General features: G+C 55.1%; 21 protein-coding genes and 1 pseudogene. 9 read left to right on the top strand and 13 right to left on the bottom strand.

The features are described 5' to 3' along the window. The first annotated feature begins 146 nt into the window (after positions 1 to 146). A complete protein-coding gene (locus FQK12_RS18930; RefSeq protein ID WP_014226686.1) occupies positions 147 to 1,142 on the top strand; it encodes a LacI family DNA-binding transcriptional regulator in 996 nt (331 codons plus the stop codon). Here the strand turns inward: FQK12_RS18930 and FQK12_RS18925 are convergent, their stop codons facing one another. Continuing rightward, positions 1,143 to 2,561 carry a sugar porter family MFS transporter gene (locus tag FQK12_RS18925; protein WP_014226687.1) on the bottom strand — a complete coding sequence of 473 codons (1,419 nt, stop codon included), beginning with the start codon at positions 2,559 to 2,561 and terminating at the stop codon, positions 1,143 to 1,145. 311 nt (positions 2,562 to 2,872) lie between these two features. Then, positions 2,873 to 3,634 carry a 2-dehydro-3-deoxy-D-gluconate 5-dehydrogenase KduD gene (gene kduD, locus FQK12_RS18920; RefSeq protein WP_004124661.1) on the bottom strand — a complete coding sequence of 254 codons (762 nt, stop codon included), beginning with the start codon at positions 3,632 to 3,634 and terminating at the stop codon, positions 2,873 to 2,875. Between the two features lie 542 nt (positions 3,635 to 4,176). Here kduD and FQK12_RS18915 point away from each other — a divergent pair. Next, the gene (locus FQK12_RS18915; RefSeq protein ID WP_014226688.1) at positions 4,177 to 5,352 is read left to right on the top strand and encodes an oligogalacturonate lyase family protein; all 1,176 of its coding nucleotides are present in this window, start codon (positions 4,177 to 4,179) and stop codon (positions 5,350 to 5,352) included. Positions 5,353 to 5,568: 216 nt separating this feature from the next. Here the strand turns inward: FQK12_RS18915 and FQK12_RS18910 are convergent, their stop codons facing one another. The 3 genes from FQK12_RS18910 to FQK12_RS18900 all read right to left on the bottom strand — a co-directional run bounded on the left by FQK12_RS18910 (position 5,569) and on the right by FQK12_RS18900 (position 8,688). Beyond that, on the bottom strand, positions 5,569 to 6,264 hold the full coding sequence (locus tag FQK12_RS18910; RefSeq protein ID WP_032694720.1) for a porin: 696 nt from the start codon (positions 6,262 to 6,264) through the stop codon (positions 5,569 to 5,571). 242 nt (positions 6,265 to 6,506) lie between these two features. Beyond that, positions 6,507 to 7,685, bottom strand: a complete 1,179-nt coding sequence (locus tag FQK12_RS18905) for an acetyl-CoA C-acetyltransferase (RefSeq protein ID WP_014226690.1) — start codon at positions 7,683 to 7,685, stop codon at positions 6,507 to 6,509. Between the two features lie 130 nt (positions 7,686 to 7,815). Continuing rightward, the gene (locus FQK12_RS18900) at positions 7,816 to 8,688 is read right to left on the bottom strand and encodes a LysR family transcriptional regulator (RefSeq protein ID WP_014226691.1); all 873 of its coding nucleotides are present in this window, start codon (positions 8,686 to 8,688) and stop codon (positions 7,816 to 7,818) included. 96 nt (positions 8,689 to 8,784) lie between these two features. Here FQK12_RS18900 and FQK12_RS18895 point away from each other — a divergent pair, with 96 nt between their 5' ends. The 6 genes and pseudogenes from FQK12_RS18895 to FQK12_RS18870 all read left to right on the top strand — a co-directional run bounded on the left by FQK12_RS18895 (position 8,785) and on the right by FQK12_RS18870 (position 14,135). Continuing rightward, positions 8,785 to 9,246 carry a multidrug/biocide efflux PACE transporter gene (locus FQK12_RS18895; protein ID WP_009651689.1) on the top strand — a complete coding sequence of 154 codons (462 nt, stop codon included), beginning with the start codon at positions 8,785 to 8,787 and terminating at the stop codon, positions 9,244 to 9,246. Positions 9,247 to 9,382: 136 nt separating this feature from the next. Continuing rightward, a complete protein-coding gene (locus tag FQK12_RS18890; protein WP_014226692.1) occupies positions 9,383 to 10,612 on the top strand; it encodes an amino acid permease in 1,230 nt (409 codons plus the stop codon). Between the two features lie 116 nt (positions 10,613 to 10,728). After that, positions 10,729 to 11,601 (top strand): aldo/keto reductase family oxidoreductase, encoded by an 873-nt coding sequence (locus tag FQK12_RS18885; protein ID WP_014226693.1) that lies wholly within the window; start codon positions 10,729 to 10,731, stop codon positions 11,599 to 11,601. A gap of 388 nt (positions 11,602 to 11,989) precedes the next feature. Beyond that, complete coding sequence (locus tag FQK12_RS18880; RefSeq protein ID WP_014226694.1) at positions 11,990 to 12,691, top strand: flagellar brake protein; 702 nt, start codon at positions 11,990 to 11,992, stop codon at positions 12,689 to 12,691. A gap of 4 nt (positions 12,692 to 12,695) precedes the next feature. After that, complete coding sequence (locus FQK12_RS18875; RefSeq protein WP_038422996.1) at positions 12,696 to 13,280, top strand: helix-turn-helix transcriptional regulator; 585 nt, start codon at positions 12,696 to 12,698, stop codon at positions 13,278 to 13,280. 138 nt (positions 13,281 to 13,418) lie between these two features. Continuing rightward, positions 13,419 to 14,135: pseudogene (locus tag FQK12_RS18870) on the top strand (EAL domain-containing protein). Positions 14,136 to 14,192: 57 nt separating this feature from the next. Here FQK12_RS18870 and FQK12_RS18865 read toward each other — a convergent pair. The 7 genes from FQK12_RS18865 to FQK12_RS18835 all read right to left on the bottom strand — a co-directional run bounded on the left by FQK12_RS18865 (position 14,193) and on the right by FQK12_RS18835 (position 21,320). Then, complete coding sequence (locus tag FQK12_RS18865) at positions 14,193 to 14,843, bottom strand: fimbrial protein (RefSeq protein ID WP_014226696.1); 651 nt, start codon at positions 14,841 to 14,843, stop codon at positions 14,193 to 14,195. A 14-nt stretch (positions 14,844 to 14,857) separates the two neighbouring features. Beyond that, positions 14,858 to 15,853, bottom strand: coding sequence for a fimbrial protein (locus FQK12_RS18860; protein WP_004124708.1), 996 nt, complete (start codon positions 15,851 to 15,853; stop codon positions 14,858 to 14,860). After that, the gene (locus tag FQK12_RS18855; protein ID WP_014226698.1) at positions 15,844 to 18,330 is read right to left on the bottom strand and encodes a fimbria/pilus outer membrane usher protein; all 2,487 of its coding nucleotides are present in this window, start codon (positions 18,328 to 18,330) and stop codon (positions 15,844 to 15,846) included. Before FQK12_RS18855 ends, FQK12_RS18860 begins: the two co-directional genes overlap by 10 nt. Before the next feature lie 11 nt (positions 18,331 to 18,341). Continuing rightward, positions 18,342 to 19,043, bottom strand: a complete 702-nt coding sequence (locus FQK12_RS18850; RefSeq protein WP_000820820.1) for a molecular chaperone — start codon at positions 19,041 to 19,043, stop codon at positions 18,342 to 18,344. Between the two features lie 193 nt (positions 19,044 to 19,236). Continuing rightward, on the bottom strand, positions 19,237 to 19,845 hold the full coding sequence (mrkA, locus tag FQK12_RS18845) for a type 3 fimbria major subunit MrkA (RefSeq protein ID WP_001493056.1): 609 nt from the start codon (positions 19,843 to 19,845) through the stop codon (positions 19,237 to 19,239). Positions 19,846 to 20,247: 402 nt separating this feature from the next. Beyond that, a complete protein-coding gene (locus FQK12_RS18840) occupies positions 20,248 to 20,961 on the bottom strand; it encodes an ArsR/SmtB family transcription factor (RefSeq protein ID WP_014226699.1) in 714 nt (237 codons plus the stop codon). A gap of 59 nt (positions 20,962 to 21,020) precedes the next feature. Continuing rightward, positions 21,021 to 21,320, bottom strand: coding sequence for an antibiotic biosynthesis monooxygenase family protein (locus FQK12_RS18835; protein ID WP_014226700.1), 300 nt, complete (start codon positions 21,318 to 21,320; stop codon positions 21,021 to 21,023). 383 nt (positions 21,321 to 21,703) lie between these two features. Here FQK12_RS18835 and FQK12_RS18830 point away from each other — a divergent pair, with 383 nt between their 5' ends. Continuing rightward, positions 21,704 to 21,913, top strand: a complete 210-nt coding sequence (locus tag FQK12_RS18830; RefSeq protein WP_014226701.1) for a YdgH/BhsA/McbA-like domain containing protein — start codon at positions 21,704 to 21,706, stop codon at positions 21,911 to 21,913. 450 nt (positions 21,914 to 22,363) lie between these two features. Here FQK12_RS18830 and FQK12_RS18825 read toward each other — a convergent pair whose 3' ends face one another. After that, on the bottom strand, positions 22,364 to 23,248 hold the full coding sequence (locus FQK12_RS18825; protein ID WP_014226702.1) for an EamA family transporter: 885 nt from the start codon (positions 23,246 to 23,248) through the stop codon (positions 22,364 to 22,366). Positions 23,249 to 23,265: the final 17 nt, after the last annotated feature.

The following is a 23,265-nucleotide window of genomic DNA, read 5'->3' as shown; positions in this document are numbered from 1 at the left end:
GTTAACGTTAACATAAAAGGGATGAGATCTCGATCAAATATTCATCTTCTTCGCTCGCGCTACGTGTACGATAGAATATTGTATGATCCTTTTACATCAGTAACTTAGTTGACCCCGCTGCTGGCGGCAAGGGTGGAGCACTTAATATGGCATCTCTGAAGGATGTAGCAAAGCTGGCGAATGTCTCGCTAATGACGGTCTCCCGGGCGCTTAATAGCCCGGAAAGGCTCAAGCCGGAGACCCTGGCTCGGGTCCAGGCGGCTATCGAAGAGACCAACTACGTCCCCGACCTGTCGGCGAAGAAAATCCGCGGCGCTCACGCGACGCCAAACACCATCGGAGTACTGGCGCTGGATACCGTCACCACGCCGTTCTCGGTGGAGATTACGCTCTCCATCGAAGAGACCGCGCGGGCGCACGGCTGGAACAGCTTCGTGGTCAACATGTTCTCTGACGATAGCCCGGACGCTATCGTCGACCTGCTGCTCTCCCATCGTCCGGACGGCATTATCTATACCACGATGGGTCTGCGTCAGGTGCCGCTACCGGCCAAGCTGTTAACCCTTCCCTGCGTGCTGGCCAACTGCGAAAGCCTGCACGACCCGGTGGCCAGCTATATCCCGGACGACGAACAGGGTCAGTATACGGCGGTGCAGGCTCTGCTGGCCGCGGGCTATCGCCGGCCGCTGTGCCTGCATCTGCCGGCGAATCATCTGGCCACCGTCCGCCGCCGTCAGGGGCTGGAACGCGCCTGCCGGGAAGCGGGTGTTGACCCGGATACGCTTGCTCACTGCTATATGGCCTACGGCGATGAGCACTATCGCGATATTCCCGCAGTCGTGCTGGCCCATATTCAGCAGCGCAAGCCGCAGTTCGACTCGGTGATTTGCGGCAACGACCGCATCGCGTTTATGGTCTATCAGACGCTGCTGGCGCGCGGGCTGCGCATTCCGCAGGATGTGGCGGTGGTCGGTTATGACAATATGGTGGGGATTGGCGATCTGTTTTTCCCGTCGCTCTCAACGGTGCAGCTACCGCACTATGATATCGGGCGCCTGAGCGCCCAGCACATTATTAACGGCGACAGCCATCGGGAGACGGTGAAAGTAGCCAGCCCGTGGCTGCCGCGCGAGTCGTTGTAATTAATTGCCGATATTGCGCAGCTTCTCGCCGGACATCAGCCTGCGTTCAATATGCTCCAGGGTGACGTTTTTGGTTTCCGGGATCAGCCAGAACGTCACGCCGATAAAGGCGACGTTCAGCGCGGTATAAAGCCAGAAGGTTCCTGCCGCGCCGATCGCGTCCAGCAGCGTCAGGAAGGTCGCGCCGATAATCATGTTCGACACCCAGTTGGTGGTGGTTGAGCAGGTGATGCCGAAATCGCGGCACTTCAGCGGCTGAATTTCCGAACACAGGATCCACACCACCGGCGCGGCGCTCATCGCATAGCCGGCGATACACATCATGGTCATCCCCACCGACAGCCAGGAGAGACCGCTGGAGGCGGTGCCGTTATCAAACTGCATCAGACAGTAGCCCAGCACCAGCGTGCCGATGGCCATCACGCTAAAACCGATTTTCAGCGCCGGCTTACGTCCGGCCTTATCGACGGTAAAGACGGCGATAAAGGTGGCGAACATAAAGGTCAGGCCAACCACCAGGGTCGCGACCATCTGCTGTTCGGTGGTGGTGAAGCCCGCCATTTTAAAGATGCGCGGCGCGTAGTACATGATGATATTCATACCGGTAAACTGCTGCATCGCCTGCAACAGCATGCCGAGGAATACCGCCCGCCGCACGTTGCGGTTGACCTTAAACAGCGCCCAGCCGCCCTGCTTCAGCTTCAGGCTTTCGCGGATCTCGTTGAGCTCGTCACGGGCTTTTTCTGACGTGTCGCGCAGCATCCGCAGCACCTCTTCCGCTTCCACGTGACGCCCTTTTTCCGCCAGCCAGCGCGGGCTGTTCGGCAGGAAGATCACCAGAATAATCAGCACCACCGCCGGCAGCGCCAGTACGCCAAGCATCGCCCGCCAGTTGCCGCTGTAGCTGAACGCGGTGTCGGAGAGAAACGCCATCACGATACCCAGCGTCACCATCAGCTGATACATGCTGATCATCTTGCCGCGCACGTTTTCGCTCGCCATTTCCGACAGGTACAGCGGCGCGGTATAAGAGGCGATCCCCACGGCGACCCCGAGAACGATCCTTGCCACCAGCAGCATTTCGACGCTGGTCGCAAACGCGGAGCCCACGGAGCCGGCAACGAACAGCACCGCGCCCACCATCAGGCTGTATTTGCGCCCGAGGCGGAAAGAGAGCCAGCCGTTAAATAACGCGCCGATGGCGGCTCCCAGCATCATGCTGCTCACCACCCACTCCTGCAGGCGGCTGGATAAAACAAAATGGTCGGTAATAAAGGGCAGCGCCCCGGCAATCACCCCGATATCGAGGCCAAACAGCAACCCTGCCACCGCGGCGGCAATGGAGACAAACTGATTCATGCGCCGGGTATCGCGCTGCGTACGCGGCATGGTTGTAGAGTCGTGACTGAGAGTGGTCATTTTTTTCCTGCCAGACGAAGTAAGACATACGATGAAACTACGGGATCGGCGGCGTAAGGTGTCAGGCAGGACACGCCAAAGATATGGATTAAGTTGCTACAGGCAATGGTTTTGTGATGGACATTCAACTTTCAGAAGAGCAGAAAATAAGCATTTCATCTTCAACAACCCCTGTTACATATAGATACTTACCTCAAAAACAAATAAACCATATGGACTATTTCAGTTTCATCATATGGACAATTGTTATTCAGACATAAAAAAACCCTGCCGAAGCAGGGTTCTATTTTGCGCTGATAACGCGGCAAATATTAGCGCGCCAGCCAGCCGCCATCCACCGCGACGGTGTAGCCATTGATGTAGTCAGAAGCGCTGGAGGCCAGGAAGACCACCGGCCCCATCAGGTCGCTCGGCAGACCCCAGCGTCCCGCCGGGATACGGTCGAGGATCTCGCTGCTGCGCTGTTCGTCGGCGCGCAGCTGCTGGGTATTGTTGGTCGCCATATAGCCTGGCGCCAACGCGTTGACGTTGATGCCGTGCTTCGCCCACTCGTTCGCCAGCAGACGAGTCACGCCCATCACCGCGCTTTTTGACGCCGTGTAGGAAGGTACGCGGATCCCGCCCTGGAAAGAGAGCATCGAGGCAATATTGATAATCTTGCCGCCGGTACCCTGGGCAATAAAGTGCTTCGCCGCCGCCTGAGACATAAAGAACACGCTCTTAATGTTCAGGTTCATCACGTCGTCCCAGTTTTTCTCGCTGAATTCGATCGCGTCTTCGCGACGGATCAGGCCGGCGTTGTTAACCAGGATGTCGATATGGCCGAACTCCGCCACCGCGCGCTCCAGCAGCTGCGGGATACCGTCAATCTGGCGCAGATCGGCGGTCAGGCTGAGAAAACGACGGCCCAGCGCCGTAACGCGCTCAATAGTTTCCGTCGGTTCAACAATATTGATACCCACGATATCGCAACCGGCTTCCGCCAGGCCCACCGCCATGCCCTGGCCCAGACCCGTATCACAACCGCTCACCACGGCTACTTTGCCCTGCAGGGAGAATGCGTCGAGAATCATACTTGGTTCCTTAATCTTTCAGAGCCTGTGTAGGTACAGGCAAGGTTCTGATAGTCCAGCCTGCGGCTTGTGCAGACCCTTATGGTTTGAAGAACTCGCAGGGATTGCCCCTTCTAAAAATAAAACAGAGTTCCGTTTTACAGTGAGGACATCTTAGCCCTGGCTAAATTCATTTTCAATTATTATTAAAACATCGTTTCAATTTTAAGGCTGTTAAATGTTAAAAATGCAAAACAGATCACGAAGCGGTGATTGATAAACCGTGAAATCCCTATTTAATTCAATAAAATACAATGAATTATTCAAACTTTAAAAAAAGACGGCGGATCGAAAAAAAACGGCAGGAAAACAAAGAGCGCGGGGATGCCGGCCGTACTGTCAGCAAAAAAGCGCGATCTATAGCAAGAAGTTGTTGCGAATTGCGTCCGTCATCACAAATAATGAAACGATGTTTTGATAAATTAACACCCATCTTTTAAATCTACTTCCACTGGCCGGTCAACGCAGGCGGGCGACATCTCAGGAAGGAAAAGGAGTACATCATGGCTAAAGGCATGCGGGTTAAACTGAATTATGACGTCAGCCGCGATCCGGACACCGGCGCGGAGATCACCCGCTTAACCCCACCGGAAGTGACCTGTCATCGTAACTATTTCTATCAGAAGTGTTTTTTTAACGATGGCAGCCACCTGCTGTTTGCCGGCGAATTCGACGGCAACTGGAACTACTATCTGCTGGACCTCGCAAAGGCCGAGGCGGTGCAGCTAACGGAAGGCGCCGGTGATAACACGTTTGGTGGTTTCCTTTCTCCGGATGATAAATCCCTTTATTACGTGAAGAACGACCGTACGCTGCTGGAGGTTAACCTCACCACGCTGCAAGAGCGTGAAGTGTATCGCGTCGCCGATGACTGGGTGGGCTACGGTACCTGGGTGGCCAACAGCGATTGCACCAAACTGGTTGGCATCGAGATTGCCAAAAGCGACTGGACGCCGCTCAACGACTGGCAGATTTTCCACGATTTCTTCCACAAAGGCCCCCACTGCCGCCTGCTGCGCGTCGACCTGCAAACCGGCGAAAGCAGCGTGATCCACGAAGAGAGGAAATGGCTGGGCCATCCGATTTATCGTCCGTTCGATGATCATACCGTCGCCTTCTGCCATGAAGGGCCGCACGACCTGGTCGATGCGCGGATGTGGATGGTAAATGAAGACGGTAGCAACGTGCGTAAAGTCAAAGCGCATGCGGAAGGCGAAAGCTGCACCCACGAATTCTGGGTACCGAACGGCTCCGCGCTGGTGTACGTCTCTTATCTGAAAGGCCAGCAGGGCCGGACGATCTACAGCTTCAACCCGGATACCGGCGTTAATGAAGCGGTGATGCAGATGCCGGCCTGTTCGCATCTGATGAGTAACTTTGACGGCACGATGCTGGTTGGCGATGGTTCCGGTACCCCGGTGGACGTCAAAGACACCAGCGGCTACACCATTGATAACGACCCGTATCTGTACGCTTTCGATGTCGCGAAGCAGGCCTATTTTCGCGTTGCGCGTCACGATACCTCCTGGGCAACCGTGGCCAATAGTCGCCAGGTTACCCACCCGCACCCGTCCTTTACGCCGGACGATAGCGCCATTTTGTTCAGCTCCGATAAAGACGGCAAACCTGCCGTGTATATCGCGAAGCTGCCGCCCCAGCCTGAGATGCTGAAGGCATAGCGTTAGCCACTGTTTGAGTTAGTGTTTCTGTAACTGGCCTTGCCCTCCTTTCGGAGGGCTTTTTTATGCCCGGCGTTTTCCCCGGATCGCGCTGCGCTTATCCGGGCTACATTCCGTGCCGATGGGGCGCACTGCGCCGCTCCGGGAAGAGGGATTAATACCAAAGGAAAACCCCGGCTGACCGCTCCGGGGTAAACGATGAGGACATTTTTTAAGTTAGAACGAGTAGGCAACACCTACGCGGAAACGGGTCTGGCGGTCGCTGCGATCGTTGACGCCAACGTTGCCGAGCTCGCCGTACGGCGCCCAGTTTTTATCCAGCTTGTAGGCAACCTTGAGGTTGTACTCCTGCGAGTACGGTTTGTTGTCGTTGCGCTTAACCCCTTCGGTACTGCGCGCATAAACGTAGTTCAGCTCCGTACGCCAGTCGCCGAAGACGTAACCGGCCCACGCATCGCCGCGGTTAACTTTGTCATCCTCTTTCCCTGCATTCGCCGGGTAGCGGGTATAGTCGTAACGATAGCGGGCGGCGACGTAGAAGCCATTATCGAAGCTGTACTGCACGCGCAGGTTTGGCTTGTAGATCGAGCGGCTATCGTTACTTTCAATATTGAACCCCGGCGTGACCGAGAAGTTTTTATTCGCCTTCCACTGCCAGGTAATGCTCTCTTCATGACCATTACCGACGAAATCTGAATAAGGCTGGCTGGTGTTATCGCCGCCCGACTTCCACTTCGCCTCAACGGAGAAGCCAAAGCCGTTAGCGAAACGATGGGAGACGGAGACGCGGTCGGCGTTGCTCTTATCCGATTTGCCGCCGTCAATGAATTCGTGACGTAAATCTACCGTGACGGCTGAAGCCGCGAAAGACATGCCACAGAGTGCAGCAAGGGCCAGAGATCTTGCGAACATAAATTACCCCTCATAATTAAAATATCGTTTCGTTTTTATAAAACCGTATTTTATTTTTTAGGCAATAATGTTTTAGTGATCGCGATCGTAAATATTTGTTTCAAAAAAGGTGGCACAGAAAGACGTGACAACGCTCAACAAAATAGCGCGTCAGAAAGGAATTTTTGGCAGGGTAACGCCTGGCGGGAAGCAAAAAAAAGCCTCCACAGGGAGGCTCAGTTAACGCATATATCAGAAGGGGCTTATTCGCGTTCAACCGCCAGCGCCACGCCCTGGCCGCCGCCGATGCATAGCGTGGCCAGCCCTTTGCGGGCATCGCGTTTAATCATCTCGTGCACCAGGGAAACCAGAATGCGGCAGCCGGAAGCGCCAATCGGGTGGCCCAGCGCAATGGCGCCGCCGTTCACGTTCACCCGCCGCTCGTCCCATTCCAGTACCCTGCCCACCGAAATGGCCTGAGCGGCAAAGGCTTCGTTGGCTTCGATAAGATCGACTTCATCCAGCTTCCAGCCCGCGCGTTCAAGGCAGCGACGGGTGGCATGGACCGGCGCGATCCCCATCAGCGCCGGATCGACCCCCACGCTGGCAAAAGCGCGGATCCGCGCCAGAATCGGCAGCCCCAGCTCCTCGGCTTTAGCTTCGCTCATCATCATCACCGCCGCCGCGCCATCGTTAATGCTTGAGGCATTGCCGGCGGTGACCGAGCCCTGCTGGTCAAAGGTCGGCAGCAGGCTGGCCAGCGCTTCTGCGCTGGGGTCGACGCGCGGCTGCTCATCGGTATCCACCAGGCGCGGAGTACCGTTGAGTTCGCTGGTCACCGGCACGATTTCATCGCGAAAGCGTCCGGAATCAATCGCCCGCCGCGCTTTGTGCTGCGAGCTAAGCGCCCACGCATCCTGCAGTTCACGGCTGATGCCATACTCGCGCGCCAGGTTCTCCGCCGTCACGCCCATATGGTAGTCGTTAAACGCATCCCACAGGCCATCGTGGACAAGGCTGTCGATAAGCTGGCTATTGCCCAACTGGGCGCCGGTACGGCTGTCGGTCAGCACGTGAGGGGCGCGGCTCATATTCTCCTGCCCGCCGGCGATCACTACGTCCGCTTCGCCGCACTGAATCGCCTGGGTCGCCAGGTGCAGCGCCTTCAGTCCGGAACCGCAGACGTCGTTGATGGTAATAGCAGAAACGGTATTAGGCAGCCCGCCGCGGATCGCCGACTGACGCGCCGGATTCTGTCCGGTTCCTGCCGTCAGCACCTGGCCGAGGATCACCTCATCAATACTTTGCGGATCGACGCCGCTGCGCTCAACAAGCGCCTTCACCACCACACTGCCCAGCTCCACCGCCGAATGACGCGACAGCGCGCCCTGAAAACAGCCGATTGGCGTTCGCAACGCGCCGACGATTACGACATCTTTCATCCTCTACCTCTGCTCCGCCTCTGCGCAAAGAAACAGCATCATAGTAGTGAATTGTTATCAAAAATTTTCGCAATTGTTTAAAAAAAGTGAGGGGAATCACAAAGATCGTCGGCGATGGCAAAAATGGCCCCTATTCGCGCCCGTGCCCCTGCAGATGCTGACGCAGCCAGCTTCCCGCTTCTCCCGGCGGCGCCTTTTTATTCCACAGCAAATCGGTGGAGATCATCCGCGGCCAGCCGGCAATATCCAGCGCCACCAGGCTTCCGCTCCCGGCGAACTCCTCCACCAGCGCGCTGGGCAAAATACACCATCCCAACCCCTGCGCCGCCATGCTGAACAGCAGCAGATAGTTAGGCGCCGACCATACCAGACCGCGCGCCGGTTCCGCCGTATTTTCCAGATAGGTGCTCAGGCGCAGCTCGCGCCAGCTGAACAGCTCATCGCGGGTGACGCTGCCCTGGGCCGCCAGCGGGTGCCGGGGCGCCACGAAGATAGCCATTTCGGTTTGCATCGGCAGCCGGATACTGCCTATCTCTGTCGGGTAGCTGTCCCTGGCCTCAATCAGCCCCACCTGCGCCCGCTCCTTTTGCAGCAGATCGATAACGTCGTCGTCTTCGCCAATCAGACACTCAAATTCGGTGTGCGGAAAACGACGATCGAACTGCGCCAGCAGATCTTCCAGCACATCGGGATGCAGCGTATCGGAGAGCACAAAGGTCAGACGCGCTTCGGTGTTGCCAGACAGCGAAATGGCCAGCTCATCCAGCCTGTCGCTGGCCGCCAGAATCGCCTTCACGTAGCTCAACACCTGTTCGCCCTGCGGCGTGAGCGTCGGCTGTCTGGAGGTGCGATCGAACAACGTCACGCCAAGATCGGCTTCCAGGTTGGCGATTGCGGTGCTGATGGTGGACTGGCTTTTGCGCAGCCGCCGCGCCGCGGCTGAGAATGAACCGCAGGCCACGGATTCGACAAACGCGGTTAAAGCTTCGGGAGAATAGCGCATGAACTATCTACTTTATCGATGGATACTATCTTTTGTTTATCACATTTATCCATAAAATGCCGGGTAATTTCATATAAAGACCGGAGGCAACAAGCCATGCAACAAGTCAACGCCCAGCGCAAAACGCTGACGGAACGGGTAATCCACGCGATAAGCTTTGAAGGTCTGGCGACGCTGATCCTCGCCCCAACCGCCGCATGGCTCATGCAGCGTTCGGTCGTTGAAATGGGCGGGCTCAGCATCCTGCTCGCGACCCTGGCGATGGTCTGGAACATTATCTATAACGCCCTCTTCGACCGGCTGTGGCCGGTAACCCGGGTCGTCCGTACCCTGCGGGTCCGCGCGCTGCACGCGATCGGCTTCGAGTCAGGCTTTATTATTATCGGCGTCACGATGGTCGCGCTGGTGCTGGGCGTTTCGCTGATGCAGGCGTTTATGCTGGAAATCGGCTTTATGCTGTTCTTCCTGCCCTACACCATGGCCTTTAACTGGGTCTGGGATATGCTGCGCGAGCGGGTCATCAAGGTTCGCCAGCAGCGGATCGCCGCCCGCCAGTAATCTTTAGCAAAGCGCCCGGCCGGTAACGGGCGCTCCGCCGCTTCATTTCTTCGCCAGAAACTATCGCCACAGCTCATCCATAAATGTGCTAAATTGCACTCCTTTTTGTTCGTTTTCTGGTTGATAAAGTCGCATAATGTCTAAAATTTGGTCTAAAGAAGAAACTCTCTGGAGTTTCGCCTTATATGGCACTGCTGTAGGCGCTGGCACGTTATTCTTGCCGATCCAACTGGGATCCGCGGGCGCTATCGTTCTGTTCATCACCGCGCTGGTCGCCTGGCCGTTAACCTACTGGCCGCATAAAGCGCTGAGCCAGTTTATTCTCTCCGCCAACATCGCCCCGGGCGCAGGGATCACCGGCGCCGTTAATCACTATTACGGTAAAAAGATCGGTAGCCTGATTACCGGCCTCTATTTCCTCGCCTTTTTCGTGGTGGTGCTGATCTACGCCGTCGCCATTACGAACTCGCTCGCGGAGCAGCTCTCCAGACATGTGCCCATCACTTCTCAGGTCAGGGCGCTGCTCAGCCTGGGCGTGGTGCTGGTGCTGAATCTGATCTTTTTAATGGGCCGCCACGTCACGATTAAAGTCATGGGCTTTTTAGTCTTCCCGCTGATCGCCTGTTTCCTGTTCCTCTCCATCTATTTAATGGGGAGCTGGCAGCCGGCTTATCTGACCAGCCAGATGCAGCTGACCCCGCACACGTTCCACCAAATCTGGATCTCGATTCCCGTGATGGTTTTCGCTTTTAGCCATACGCCGATCATATCGACTTTTGCTATCGATCAGCAGGAGAAATACGGCGAGCAGGCCATGGGTAAATGCAAAAAAATCATGAAGGTGGCCTACACCCTCATCTGCGCCAGCGTGCTGTTTTTCGTCTTCAGCTGCCTGCTGTCGATACCGGCGGGCTATATTGAAACCGCCCGCCATCAAGGGGTCACTATTCTTTCCGCCCTGTCGATGATGCCGGGGTCGCCGGCGTGGCTGGCGATCACCGGGATTATTGTGGCGGTGGTGGCGATGTCGAAATCGTTCCTTGGCACCTATTTTGGCGTGATTGAAGGGGCCAGTGAAATCGTCAAAACGTCCCTCGCCCAGGCGGGGATTCGTAAAAGCCGCGCGTTTAACCGGGCGATGTCGATCCTGCTGGTTTCGACGCTGACCTTCGTGGTGTGCTTTATCAATCCCAACGCTATCTCAATGATTTACGCCGTCAGCGGCCCGCTTATCGCGATGATCCTGTTCATCATGCCAACCCTCTCGACGTATCTTATTCCGGCGCTGAAGCCCTACCGCTCGGTAGGTAGCTTTATTACCCTGGTTGTCGGTTTGCTCTGCGTGTCGGTGATGTTTTTTAGCTAATCCTCTTCGTGCGGCGAGTCTTTTCCTCGCCGCACGTTCTGCCAACATTCTCCCCCCACCAATCTCCCTGACGGACATACACTTATCCCTTGCACACCTAGAAAGCAGGGGTTTATATGTCCAGCGTAAAATTATCCGGTACTGCGACGTTAGGCGATCGTCAGGTTTATCGCCTGGGATACGGGGCGATGCAGCTTGCGGGGCCCGGCGTTTTCGGCCCGCCAAAAGATCCGCAAACCGCTATCCGCGTACTGCAGGAAGCGGTCGAGTCGGGCGTCAATCATATTGATACCTCCGATTTTTACGGTCCACACGTGACTAATCAGCTCATTCGCCAGGCGCTGCATCCCTATTCCGCCGATCTGTGTATCGTGACCAAAGTCAGCGCTCGCCGCGACGATAAAGGCAACTGGCTGCCCGCGATGTCGCCCGCGGAGCTCACTGCGGCGGTGGAGGACAATCTGCGCAATCTGGGCCTCGACGTGCTTGAGGTGGTGAACCTGCGCAGTATGCTCGGCACGCATGGCCCGGTTGAAGGTTCGCTGGAGGGGCCCTTAACCACCCTTCTGGAGCTGAAAGAACGCGGGTTGATTCGCCATATCGGGCTGAGTAACGTCACCGCCAGACAGGTGAGCGATGCGCAAAAACTGACGCCAATCGTCTGCGTTCAGAACCAATATAACGTGGCGAACCGTCAGGATGATCCGCTGATCGACGAGCTGGCGGCGCAAAATATCGCCTGGGTGCCCTTTTTCCCCCTCGGCGGTTTTACCCCGCTTCAGGCCCGGGAGCTTAACGACGTCGCCGCTTCGCTTGACGCCACGCCGATGCAGGTGGCGCTGGCCTGGCTGCTCCAGCGCTCGCCGAATATCCTGCTCATTCCGGGCACCTCCTCGCTACAGCATCTGCACGAGAATCTGGCCGCCGCGCAATTAACGCTTCCACCAGAAGCGTTAGCCATTCTGGATAATCTCCAGCCCCACTCCTGATTTCAGGCTTCTGCGGATCGATATTCGCAGAAGCCTTCTCCTCAATATTTGCCTGGAATTACCTTAACGCCACTGGCACTATACATCCTACAAATTAGGCGTTATCCGCTTTATTCTCTTACGGATAACCCTATGCAAAGCATAGATTTAAACTTTTTCGACTGGCCTCCTAATTGGAGGCTTCTGTCGTTTTTGTCTCGCCAAAATTTTCGAACTCTTGATTACAGGAAAAACAATATCTCATTCAAAGTTTATACAAATCAATTTAGCTGCAAAGATAGCTAACAACATCAAATGCTCATAAAAACATCTGGTTAACACAATCAGAATGTTTGTATTGCTATATAAAAAATCGACCACACACAATAACAATTTACAAGGATTTCACATGACAGAGGGAACGATAAAGACGAGTAAGTATGAAATTATTGCTATTTTCAGGGAAGAGCTCCGAAAGCAGGCGGAGATAGAAGTTTTTGTTAATAACAAAAGCACTATTACCCAGCTAACGCGGGTAGATTTTGCCGAGTTTCATATCTCCACCACCAGCAAAATCCCCGCGGGGCATAAAGTTAAATTTATTCTGCATAGCGATTCAGGGAAAATCGAGTTTTGCTCTACGCTAAAGAAAAGCTATGCCGGCGGTGAAGGGAAATGCAGGAAGGTCGCATTTACCTTACCGGAGTGTATCCAGGTGGTACAACGCCGGCGCGATCCCCGATTCCGTCTGCGCCACGAGCACGAATTCTTCTGTCACGGCCGACACAAAAACGGAGAAAACTATCTATTCGAAATCAAAGACATTTCGGACGGCGGTTGCGCGCTGATGACCAGGAGCCCCAATCTGAAATTCCTCAGCCATAACGCCATCCTCAAGAACGCTATCCTCGCCCTCGCTGAATATGGCGAAATCACCGTAGATTTAGTTATAAAAAATGTTGTTATGGTGACTTTAGATGATAACGAGAAGTCAGATAGCTACTACCAGATTTCCTGTCAGTTTAAATTTCGCCATCTTGATAACAAGAAGCGAATAGAGAAAGTACTGCTCGACTTGATTATGGAAGCCAAGAGAAAAAAGAGAGTCTGAACCATTGGACAGTATATTACTTTACACTGATGACAATATCATCGGGCAATCAATCCATGATTATATGATTGATCGCGCCAGGGATATCACCACCCTGAAATTTCAGGATATTGTGAAAGGGGTCAGCGCCTCCCCGGCAGCCACCGTTATTATCAATATCATCCACAAAGATATCTCTGCGGCCACAACGGTCGCATTACTGAACACTTTGCGCAAGCGCCTGACGCATTGCGCGCTGCTGGTGCTGATCGTCAAAAGCGAGCTGTCCAGCCTGTTCCGGGAGCTGCTTGATCTGGAAAACCTGTTGATTCTGACCGAAAAATCCTCGCTGGCAGATTACTCAGCCATCATCAGCAGGCCCTCAACCGCCGAGGGCTGCCAGGGGCTATGCACCCGCCGCAAGCTGACCGCCAGGGAACTTCAGGTGCTGGAGTTAATTATTGCCTGCAATAACAGTAAAAGGATTGCGGTGCTTCTCGACATTGATCATAAAACGGTCCACAGCCATAAGGTACATATTATGAAGAAACTCGGGATGAATAACTCGCGAACAATGAACAAAAGCATAGTCAATATGTACCAGTGCTAAAACCAAAAATATGTGGGTGACCAATCAAAACCCGATAATTTATTGGCGATAAGCCATTAATAATCATTCCCATCGGTAGAAAGGTCACCTATAATATTCTCCTCTCTTTACCTCTGACCTGATTTTTGACGAGAGATAATGAACGCAACTCTTTTTTCCAGGCATAATTTATCACGTAGCGATATATCCGTTCGTTATGTCTTTCAAAAAATGTTTTCCCCAAAAGGTACGCTCGTCGCCGTTGAGTGCCTGAGCCGCTTTGACCGCCTGTCTATATCGCCGGAAAACTTCTTTCGCTACGCCAATACGGGACTACGCGAAAGCATTTTTATGGAACAGCTGGCGCTTATTGAAAAACATAAACAGTAGTTTAAGCAAAATGCTATCTCGGCGACGATTAATGTTGATGACCATATACTTAACGTATTGCAACGCCCGGAGATTAAAGCGCTCGTCGACCAAATCGGCTGCGTCCATTTTGAAGTGACCGAGAATTCCCATAATCTTTTGAATAATGCTCTCGCAACCTGGAATAACCCGCAAAGCACTACGCTCTGGCTCGATGATTTTGGCTCTGGCAACGCCGGTATTCACGCTATTCGCGACTATCATTTCGATTATGTCAAAATCGATAAAGACTTCTTCTGGCTTTTAATGCAAAAAGATTCCGGTCGTCCGTTAATGGATGCCCTCGTCACTTTCCTTTCCCGCAACCACCATAATGTGATTATTGAAGGTGTAGAAAGCGAAGCGCATAAGGCCTGGTTGCAGGGCATGGAATGGTTTGCTATTCAGGGACACTACTGGAAGGAAGTGAGCATTGAACAATTGGTCCAGGAAGATATCACCGCATAAATAAATGCCGGATAACTCCGGCATCAAAAGTCATACTCGCGCAATACCCTCTCCCCTTCAATTATAAACGAGCTCCCATGTTGCCCAACTGGTCAACGGGCCGCTGGTTGCTTTTTCCGGCGCGGGGGTCACGTAGCCGATGTAATAGGTAAATACGCCGCCATCGACCGCTTTTTCGACCAGCGGCACCCGGTTTTGCAAGGGGTCGGCCGGGACGATTTTATTACTTTTATCGAGGGTATTATTATCATTGGTCGACAGCGCGAGGAAAATATGGCTGGCGCCGTCCGCCCGCGTATTCCTCAGATAGCCGGCATTTTCATTGCCCACCGCATTGACCGTAAAGCCGTCAACCCAGCGGACGTTAACCAGGCGGATCTCGTCTTTATCCGCCGCGCCGCCGTCGTGACGCAGCTGGCAGTTCGAGAGTTCCAGCGTAAAAGGCTGCGGCTTCATAAATGCCCCGGCACCGCGATCGTGTACTTCGGCCAGGCTGACCGGCGCCAGCCAGACGCTGCCGCTCCCCGCGTTGTTGCCGCCGTTCAGCGCCACGCTACAGGAGATATCCGTCACCCGTCCGGCAAAATCCACCCGCCCTCGATCGTAGTTGGTCTCAAAACCCGACGCCGGGGAGGCCATCAGCATCCCGCCGATCAGCGCCAGCTGAATGAGTCGTTTGCTATTTTTATATTGTGCTGAATCACGCATACCCGCCTCCCGAATTAATCGTACGTCAGGTTAAAGATCATGTGCGACTCCACCTCACCGGTACTGGTGGTCGGCGCATATTGATAGAAACGCGCATGCAGAGGCAGGGTGATGTATCGGGTTTCTTGCGTGCGCAGCGTACCGACGCTGTATTTCTTGTTGAATTCCAGCGGTACGCCCTCTTTCAGGACCTGGATACCAATTCCTTTCGCCAACGAGGAGCCGGATTTTTCGTTCAGCAGCGCGCCTCGGCTCACCGTGGTGCCGGTGGCCAGCGTGCCGGAGAAAGAGGTCTGGATATTGGCGTATCCCGACTCGCTTAACCCGCCGCTGCACTGCAGCTCAATATTAAAATCCTTTCCGCCCGCGGTGGTGCCGACGCCGTTGAGATCGCTGCGCTTGATGGTGCCGACATCGACGTTCATATTTTTGCCGCTCAGGATGGTACATGAGGGCGATACCACGGTGATGGCGTTGGCGCTCAGGCGGGTTTCGAGGATCGGGTTATTGCCGTTCTCCCAGTCGTAAGAGGTGTACTTACCTGCCGCCAGGGTTCCGCTGCCGGTCACGCTCGCGGTTTTAATCACCTCCAGCGTAAAGCGGGAGCCTTCCAGCGAGTAATTCGTGGTCCGGCTGACGTAGCTGGAGAACGTGTCAGGGTAGATAATATTGACCGTCGCCCCGCCGCGGCTGAACCGCAGGCCGATCCCGGGCACGTTGGTGGAATAAATTTTATTTCCCAGATCGGTCGCCCCGGGGGCGACGATTTTGGCCACAAAGCGGTTAGTGCCGCTGCTGCAGCTATAGCTGGCCCCGCCCGGCGCCGACATGGTCCAGTCCCGGGACACGATCACCGAGCCTACCGGCAGATCCGGCGGAACCACCACCCGGCCCACAACCATGTCGAGGCTAACCGTCGGCTGCGACAGGCGCGTACAGTACGCCCATGCCGACGTGGTCCCCATCGCCATTAAGCCAATAAAAAGCGTCAGTTTTTTCATTAGCGACATAGCGTTTCCTTTGTTTTTTCCTGACTTAATTCCACCGAGCACTGTCCGCCGCTCCACTTAACCGTGGCCTTCGGCGCGCTGGCGTCGCTGATAAACATCATGCTGCCCTGGCCCACCACGCCGATCTCTTTCCCGGAGGGGTTGTAAATCGTGGCGGCGAACGGTAGCGGCAGACCGTTTGCCTGACGCGCCTGCAGAGTGACGTTGTTCTGCAGCGTGGTATCGAAGGAGACCTTGACCACGCTCCCTTCCCACGGCACCACCTGCGCCACGGTACTGCCGAAGGCGACATCGTCGTTGCTGCCTTTCGGGTCAATTTCAACGGAATTTATCCGGTAAGGCCGCAGATACGGCAGAATGGCGTAGCCGTCGCTGTCGATGCGGGTACCCGGCGAGCCGGGCAACATCGCGCCCGCGGCGTCTTTCGCTTCGATCAGCGCCATGGTGGTGCCGCTTTCCGGCGAGAATACGACGCCGTGCTGATGCGCGATCAGCGTCCCGCTGGCGCCTACGCCGCTCTGGCGATAGCCTTCGCCCTGGCTATAGCTGCCGTTCAGCGTGGTCCACGGGGTACGGTAGCTGCCGTTCAGCGCCACATCGTGCTGGCCGCCGGTAGAGGTCGTGGTCGACACGCCGTAGTTGAGGTTGTTTTCACTATCCAGCGAACCGTTGACGCCAATCTGCGAACTGGCGAAGCGTGAGTTATTAAACGCGGTATTCGACGTCAGGTTAGCCGTACGGTTTTCACCGAACCACAGCGGGTAGCTAAAGTTGAGTGACACGCGATCGTCGCGACGGTGGCCGGAGCTATCCGGGGTATAGACGCGCTGGGCGCTGACCGACCACGAGAGCCGACCGTACATGTTGTTGTAACTAAACTGGTACTGCTTCTCCGTTCCCGAACGGTTCCAGTAATCCGCCACCCGGCCGCTCAGGTAAAAACCGCCCCAGCCGTCCGGCAGGTTCTGGTTGACGGTAAAGGTCATCCCGTTTTTCTGGCGCCACACGGTGTAGTTGCTGTTGTAGTTCTTCTCCCGATCGACGGCGTAGAGGGCGTCGTTCAGGTTGTAGTAGCCTTTGGTGGAGTAGCGATACGCCGCCAGCACGATGCTGGTCTGGGTTTCGGTAAACATGCGGTTAAAGGTGGCGCGATAGCTTTGACCGTGCTCGTCAAGGGTATCGCTCTTCAGCCGCGAGTGAGTCACGTCGAATGAGAGCGCGCCGATGCCGGTATTCATCCCGGTCCCCAGCAGGAACGCCTGATAGTCATCAAATCCGGTGACGCCGGTATAGCCGGTAAACAGGTTATTTAAACCATGCTGCCAGGTTCCCTGGTAGAGCATCGGTTTATTACGCAGCGAACTATCGTCGACTTTACCGGCGGAGAGCGCGTAGCGGGTCATCCCCGGACGCAGCAGCTGCGCTACCGAGGCGTAAGGTACGCTGAATACCTCGACCGAACCATCGGCCTCTTTAACCGACACTTCAAGGTCGCTACCGTAGCCGGAAGGATAGACATCCTGCAGGGTAAACGGCCCCGGCGGCACCGTGGTCTGGTAGATAATATTGCTGCCCTGGCGCACCGTCACCAGGGCGTTGCTTTGCGCCACGCCGCGAATTTCAGGGGCGTAGGAGCGCATGCCGTCGGGGAACATATTGTCATCGGTCGCCAGGTTAACCCCGCGCAGGCCGATGGTGTCAAAGAACTCGCCGTTGGTAAAAATCTGCCCGCCGCTGACTATCGAGTTAATCTGCGGAATCGGCCGCTGCAGGTAGGTCTGGTTGCTGTTCCAGTGCGCTTTCCCCTGCTGCTGCTGCCAGTTCAGGTTACCGATATGCTTGAGCAGCCAGCCGTCCCACGACAGGCCCGCGTTAACGCCAAGATACGCGCTGCTGTTATCGGAACCGTTGGCCGAGGAGATATGGCTGTTCCAGGCGTTGGCCATCCAGCCTAAATTCAGCGCCGCAACGCCTTTATCCCAGAACTGCGGGCTGACAAAGTTTTTCAGGCGCTGATCTTCGTAGATTTGCGGTACGGCAATATCCAGTCTCAGGGAGGACTGAATCAGCGTGTCTTTGACGTTATCTTCGTGACGCCACTCCTGCAGGCGTCCGCAGAAGCCCTCTTTTTCGCTGAGCTGCGGATTTAATTTTTCCGGCGAAATCCCATACTGCATCAGCATCGCTTTGGTATAGCAGACGCCCATTTTGCCGTCTTTACCGGCGGTGATTTTCAGGTCGTAGCGCCCTTTCCATTCGCCGTTAGTATAGACATCAAGGGAGTAGACGCCCTCGCTGATAGCGCTGGTCGAGAAGCGCGACAGGTCGACCTTTTCGCGACTGCCGACGATAAAACCATCGTTAAATTGATAGATCGTTCCCGGGTTTTCCTGTCCGCTGGAAAATGGCGGAAAGCAGCACAGCGCAACCGCAATAGCCGTGCTTAATCTTCCCGGGCAGATTGACCTCTGCTTCATGATCGTTTCCCTTATTTGACGGTAACTTTCACTGCGACATCTGCACCATAATCATTAATGTTGTTAACGGTCAGGGTCTCGCCTTTGCTCACCGCTGAAGAGAGGGCGATGGTCTGGCTGGACTGCGGGGCAAACATGACCGTTTTGCTGTTGAGCGCTTTGCCGCCGTTACGGGAGATACGGCTTACGGTGATATAAAAGGGCGTTGGGTTACTGACGGACAGGCTGCTGCCGTTAGCGGAGAGCGCCAGTTTTTCTGCCGCAGCGTCGCGATTGCCTAGCCCGGCAGGGCGATAAATAAACTTAAAGCGCGAACGAATCGCCAGCTGCAGAATATTTTGCCCTTCGTTTTTCTGGCTGGCCTCAACCGGCGGTATTTCCAGAAGGTTCAGCCACCACAGCGTCTCTTTATCTTTAGCCAGCCCTGCATTACTGCCGAGCTTAATACGCAGGGTTTGACCGCTTTTCGCATCAACGCGGGAAATAGGCGGCGTGATAATAAAGGGGGTCGTAATGGTATCCGGCGTCGCGTCGGCATTACCGTTATCCAGCCAGGCTTGCGCCAGCGCCGGACGGTCGGCGGTGTTAGAGAGCTGCACCGTTATTTCTTTTTCATTTCCTGGATAAATAAAGCGGGTACCGTTAACAATAATATTATTGGCATGGGCCGCAAAACTAAAAATGAAACAGAAAAAAAGGGCAATACGCTTCATGCTGACCTCAGAATAAAAAAATAAGCGACAGCAGTGGCCGCTTTATTATTGTTGTATACCCTGAATAATTCGAATTGCAGAAAGGCGGCCAGAGAGTGACTGGGGTGAGCAAACGTCGCCAACGCCTGTGCCATTCGAAGTATGACGGGTATAGACCGCCCCGGCGCGAGGCGGCTTTATCTCTCAGTCGATATTACTGATAAGTAATTTCGTAAGTCGCGTAGCTGTTAACCACACCGGTGGTAACCGTGGTCGGGGTGCTGGTCGCGTAGCCGACGTAGTAAGTGAAGCGCGCGCCATCCTGAACGGCAGAGGCATCACCGGCCGCTTTAGGCTGGGTGCTGTCGCCCGGGATGATTTTGTTGGTCAGCGCGGTGGCGTTATCGGTGGAGAGAACCAGCTGGATATTCTGCGCGCCGGCGGCTTCGGTGTTAGCCAGGTAGCCCTGCTGTTTAGCGGTTGCGCCCGCCAGCAGGTTACCGCCGGTCCAGTTCACGCCCAGTTTGCTCACATCATCCTGTTTGGTGCCATCAGCCGCCTGGCAGTCAGAAACATCGATGGTGAAAGATTTCGGTTTCAGATAGGTATCCGCCGCGGCAGCTTTAACTTCCGTTAAAGTCACTGGTGACAGATAAACGTTCGCATCGCTGCCCTGGCCGTTTACGGAAACAGTACAAGATACGTCGGTAACTTTACCGAAGAAATTAACCTGACCGCCGCCTACATTGGTATCAGCAGCATTTGCCGCAGCCATACCAAAAAACGCAGTTGCCATTGCAGCAGAGAGAAGAACCTTTTTCATTGCCATTTCCTTGTCAGAGTGAATTAAGTATCAATGAGCAAACAGTTAATACGCACAAAAGTCAGAAGCGATTTGCGATGCTCACTTTTGCAACTGTTAATAGAAACTTCGACTGACCGGAAGCCGCAATATTTAAGGCGTCAGGAACGAACCCGATAAAAGAATTCGTCAAGGCTGTCGGCGTCAAAGAATGCTATTTTTCGCTGACAAATATACATATGTTCACGAGCTGTTAATCAATGTAACAGATAGCTCACAACTATTAATTACTGGGGATTGATAGCAAGAAACAAAGCTATTGTTATTTACACTGAAGGGGAAAAGACGATATGGAATTAACAAGATAGCAACCTATAGTTGCATAAAAGGTTATTTCTCTACAGAGAGAACAATCCTAATCCGTCAGCAGTCTCCCTTTTTCGTCAGTTGAAAATGCAGATACAACGCGCGCCACCCTGCCGGCGTAATCGTCACTTCGCGAAATCCCGCGGTAGTGCTAAACCAGCCGTTCTCCAGACCGTGCTGCAGCAGCGCCGCGCCCGCCGCGCCCCCAAGATGAAAGCGTCGTTCGCTCCAGTCCAGACAGCCGCAGCAGGCTTTGCGCCGGGAGCCGCGCTTCACCACCACTCCCAGCCGCGCAAAGTGCGCTTCCCCGGCGAGCGTCAGCGCCGTTCCGTCAGGCGTTATCCACGCTTCACGCTGCAGAAAATCATACAGCGATACCGCCACTTCTCCGGCCAGATGATCGTAACAGGTGCGCGCCAGGCGCAAATTGACCGGCGTGCTGGTTGCGAGCGCCACCGCGCGCTTGCCGGCCATGGTCATCATATTCTCCAGCAAACCGGCGACATCACTACCGGCGAGGCGGTAGTAGCGATGCCGGCCCTGGGCAAGGCAGATTAATAAACCGCTGTTGACCAGGCGGCTAAGATGCGCGCTGGCGGTCGAAGGGGAAATATCGGCGACGGCAGAAAGCTCGGTCGCCGTCCACGCCCGGCCGTCCATTAAGGCGCACAGTATCTTCAGGCGCGAGGCATCCGCCATCGCCGACGCCACTGCCGCCATCGCTTCGGCCAGGGACTCATCGTCTTCAATTAGCTCAACAGGTTTTAACATAGTGCCTCGCTTATTTTCCCTAACCACAAACAGCAGCCAGAGTACCGGGGATGGGCAGGTTAAGCACGATATTCGCGCAGCACCTGAGCTACCCGAATGTGATAACAAGCGAAAATGCTCTCCCGCCCCTCTTTCTGCGCAGCCTGATGGCAAAGGTTGCGTTTCCACGCCTGCACCGCTTCCTCATCCCGCCACCAGGAGAGCGACAAAATTTTCCCCGGTGTGGTCAGGCTTTGGAAACGCTCAATGGCAATAAAACCGTCAATATTGTTCAGCAGCGGCTTCAGCTCCGCCGCCAGCGCTAAGTATCGTTCCTGACTCGCCGGAGTGACCTCGGCTTCAAAGAGTACGGCAATCATCCCATTGTCCTCACGCAATCTGTGTGAGGGTCACTGTATCTTTTCACCCTGGCTCAATGCTTCGTTGACGGGCGAAATATCGCCGCTTTACTTGCTCAAAAAACAGCCAATGCATTCACATTAAAAATAATTAATCACGCGAGGCGAGAAAACTGCGCGGCTGTTGAGATCGTTTTCCACGGCGAAAGAGACGCTGCAGAATAAATCATCTGTTTGTTTTTATTAGAAATAAAAAATTAAAATTTAGGCATTCGTCATCATACCGTCACAAAAGTGTGATCTAAATCGCACTTTTTGCAACTCGCGTTATAGTTAGCAGGCTTATTATAAGTCCATCGAAAGCAACAACGCTTTCCACCATAAAAGTTAAAAGGACAAACACCATGAAAAACGTAAAATTACTTGCCGCTGCCGGTATGCTGTCTCTGGTCTCTTTCGCTAGCTTCGCTCAGCCTGTTAGCGTAACCGCTGATACGCTGGACAACGCCGAAGCCAAAATCGCCGCCATTGCTAAAGACCAGGGCCAGTCTTATCACATTACCGAAGCGTATACCGGTAACCAGGTTCATATGACCGCCGAGCTGTCTAAATAACCGAATGGTTGCAGAGGGAGCTGCCGGACAGGTCGCCTGACGGCGGCTGGTCTGGCTCCCGCCACATAATAAGCACACAGCAATGTCGAGCCCCTTGATGGGGCTTTTTTTGTTTCTGGCGAACCGTGAACCCACTGCCCGGGCTACGGGTTCACTGCCGTCTGCGGTGCCGTAGCCCGGACAGATGCGCAGCATCGCCTCCGGGAAATTCAGCCACTCTGCGCGCTGCTCCCGGGGGCGGCGCTTAATGCGCCTTGCCCGGGCTACAGGTTAACAGCCGTCTGCGGGCCGGTAGCACCGACAGATGCGTCAGCATCGCCTCCGGGAAATTCAGCCACTCTGCGCGCTGCTCCCGGGGGCGGCGCTTAACGCGCCTTGCCCGGGCTACAGGTTAACAGCCGTCTGCGATCCGGTAGCCCGGACAGATGCGCCAGCATAGCCTCCGGGATGTTATCGGCCCGCTACGGCGCTCTTATTCGATAACGCACGCTGAATCGACAGCACGCTGAACAGCACAATCACCAGCCCCACCAGCGCCAGCCCCTCGATCTTTTGCCCGAGGAAAACCCAGCCTAATAGCACCGCCGTCACCGGACTCAGCAGGCTCATCGCCGACACCGCCACCGGGGAAAGGCGGCTGATACCGCGAAACCACAGGCCGTATGCCAGCATCGCCCCGGCAACGCACAGCCACAGATAGCCCGCCGCCTGAGTCAGCGTCACCTGATGCAGAGGCGGATCGACCAGTAACGCAATCGGTGCCAGTACGATACCGCCAACCAGCAGCTGCCAGCCGGTCAGCGCGATAACCGGCAAAGCGATCGCCCAGCGACGCGACAGCCAGGTTCCCAGCGCCATGCTCATCGCCCCCAGAAACGCCGCGGCGATCCCCAGCGGTTCGAGCGTGGTTTGCGGCGACAGCAGCAGCATCGCCATTCCCGCGATCCCCATCAATGCCGAGAGCACCGCCAGCCAGGGCGATCGCTGACGATCGACGCACCAGGTCAACAGCATCACCAGCAGCGGCTGGATAGCGCCAATCACCGCCGCCAGGCCGCCCGGCAGCCGATAGGCGGCAATAAACAGCAGCGCCTGAAACGCGCCGATATTCAGGATCCCGGTAACGATCAGCTTCCACCACTCGGCGCGCAGCGGGAAACGGCGACTCCAGATCAACAGAGCGATCCCGGCCGGCAGCACCCGCAGCAGCGCGGCGATAAACGGACGATCCGGCGGCAGAAACTGCGAGGTCACAATATAGGTGCTACCCCAGATGGCGGGGGCCAGCGCGGTTAAAAACAGATCAACCATCAAATTGCGCGAAACAAAGGCCATGATTTTATCTTCACATC

Origin of the sequence: Klebsiella sp. ME-303 (assembly GCF_007910085.1) — a bacterium.
In the GTDB taxonomy this organism is placed as follows: Bacteria; Pseudomonadota; Gammaproteobacteria; order Enterobacterales; family Enterobacteriaceae; genus Klebsiella; species Klebsiella michiganensis.
Note: the sequence above shows the minus strand (reverse complement) of the source record. Positions and strands in the feature narration are given on the sequence as shown.

Excerpts from the sequence above, each read along its gene's own strand:
- FQK12_RS18930 (WP_014226686.1), top strand. The coding sequence starts at position 147 with ATGGCATCTCTGAAGGATGTAGCAAAGCTGGCGAATGTCTCGCTAATG.
- FQK12_RS18925 (WP_014226687.1), bottom strand. The coding sequence starts at position 2,561 with ATGACCACTCTCAGTCACGACTCTACAACCATGCCGCGTACGCAGCGC.
- kduD (WP_004124661.1), bottom strand. The coding sequence starts at position 3,634 with ATGATTCTCGACGCATTCTCCCTGCAGGGCAAAGTAGCCGTGGTGAGC.
- FQK12_RS18915 (WP_014226688.1), top strand. The coding sequence starts at position 4,177 with ATGGCTAAAGGCATGCGGGTTAAACTGAATTATGACGTCAGCCGCGAT.
- FQK12_RS18910 (WP_032694720.1), bottom strand. The coding sequence starts at position 6,264 with ATGTTCGCAAGATCTCTGGCCCTTGCTGCACTCTGTGGCATGTCTTTC.
- FQK12_RS18905 (WP_014226690.1), bottom strand. The coding sequence starts at position 7,685 with ATGAAAGATGTCGTAATCGTCGGCGCGTTGCGAACGCCAATCGGCTGT.
- FQK12_RS18900 (WP_014226691.1), bottom strand. The coding sequence starts at position 8,688 with ATGCGCTATTCTCCCGAAGCTTTAACCGCGTTTGTCGAATCCGTGGCC.
- FQK12_RS18895 (WP_009651689.1), top strand. The coding sequence starts at position 8,785 with ATGCAACAAGTCAACGCCCAGCGCAAAACGCTGACGGAACGGGTAATC.
- FQK12_RS18890 (WP_014226692.1), top strand. The coding sequence starts at position 9,383 with ATGTCTAAAATTTGGTCTAAAGAAGAAACTCTCTGGAGTTTCGCCTTA.
- FQK12_RS18885 (WP_014226693.1), top strand. The coding sequence starts at position 10,729 with ATGTCCAGCGTAAAATTATCCGGTACTGCGACGTTAGGCGATCGTCAG.
- FQK12_RS18880 (WP_014226694.1), top strand. The coding sequence starts at position 11,990 with ATGACAGAGGGAACGATAAAGACGAGTAAGTATGAAATTATTGCTATT.
- FQK12_RS18865 (WP_014226696.1), bottom strand. The coding sequence starts at position 14,843 with ATGCGTGATTCAGCACAATATAAAAATAGCAAACGACTCATTCAGCTG.
- FQK12_RS18860 (WP_004124708.1), bottom strand. The coding sequence starts at position 15,853 with ATGTCGCTAATGAAAAAACTGACGCTTTTTATTGGCTTAATGGCGATG.
- FQK12_RS18855 (WP_014226698.1), bottom strand. The coding sequence starts at position 18,330 with ATGAAGCAGAGGTCAATCTGCCCGGGAAGATTAAGCACGGCTATTGCG.
- FQK12_RS18850 (WP_000820820.1), bottom strand. The coding sequence starts at position 19,043 with ATGAAGCGTATTGCCCTTTTTTTCTGTTTCATTTTTAGTTTTGCGGCC.
- mrkA (WP_001493056.1), bottom strand. The coding sequence starts at position 19,845 with ATGAAAAAGGTTCTTCTCTCTGCTGCAATGGCAACTGCGTTTTTTGGT.
- FQK12_RS18840 (WP_014226699.1), bottom strand. The coding sequence starts at position 20,961 with ATGTTAAAACCTGTTGAGCTAATTGAAGACGATGAGTCCCTGGCCGAA.
- FQK12_RS18835 (WP_014226700.1), bottom strand. The coding sequence starts at position 21,320 with ATGATTGCCGTACTCTTTGAAGCCGAGGTCACTCCGGCGAGTCAGGAA.
- FQK12_RS18830 (WP_014226701.1), top strand. The coding sequence starts at position 21,704 with ATGAAAAACGTAAAATTACTTGCCGCTGCCGGTATGCTGTCTCTGGTC.
- FQK12_RS18825 (WP_014226702.1), bottom strand. The coding sequence starts at position 23,248 with ATGGCCTTTGTTTCGCGCAATTTGATGGTTGATCTGTTTTTAACCGCG.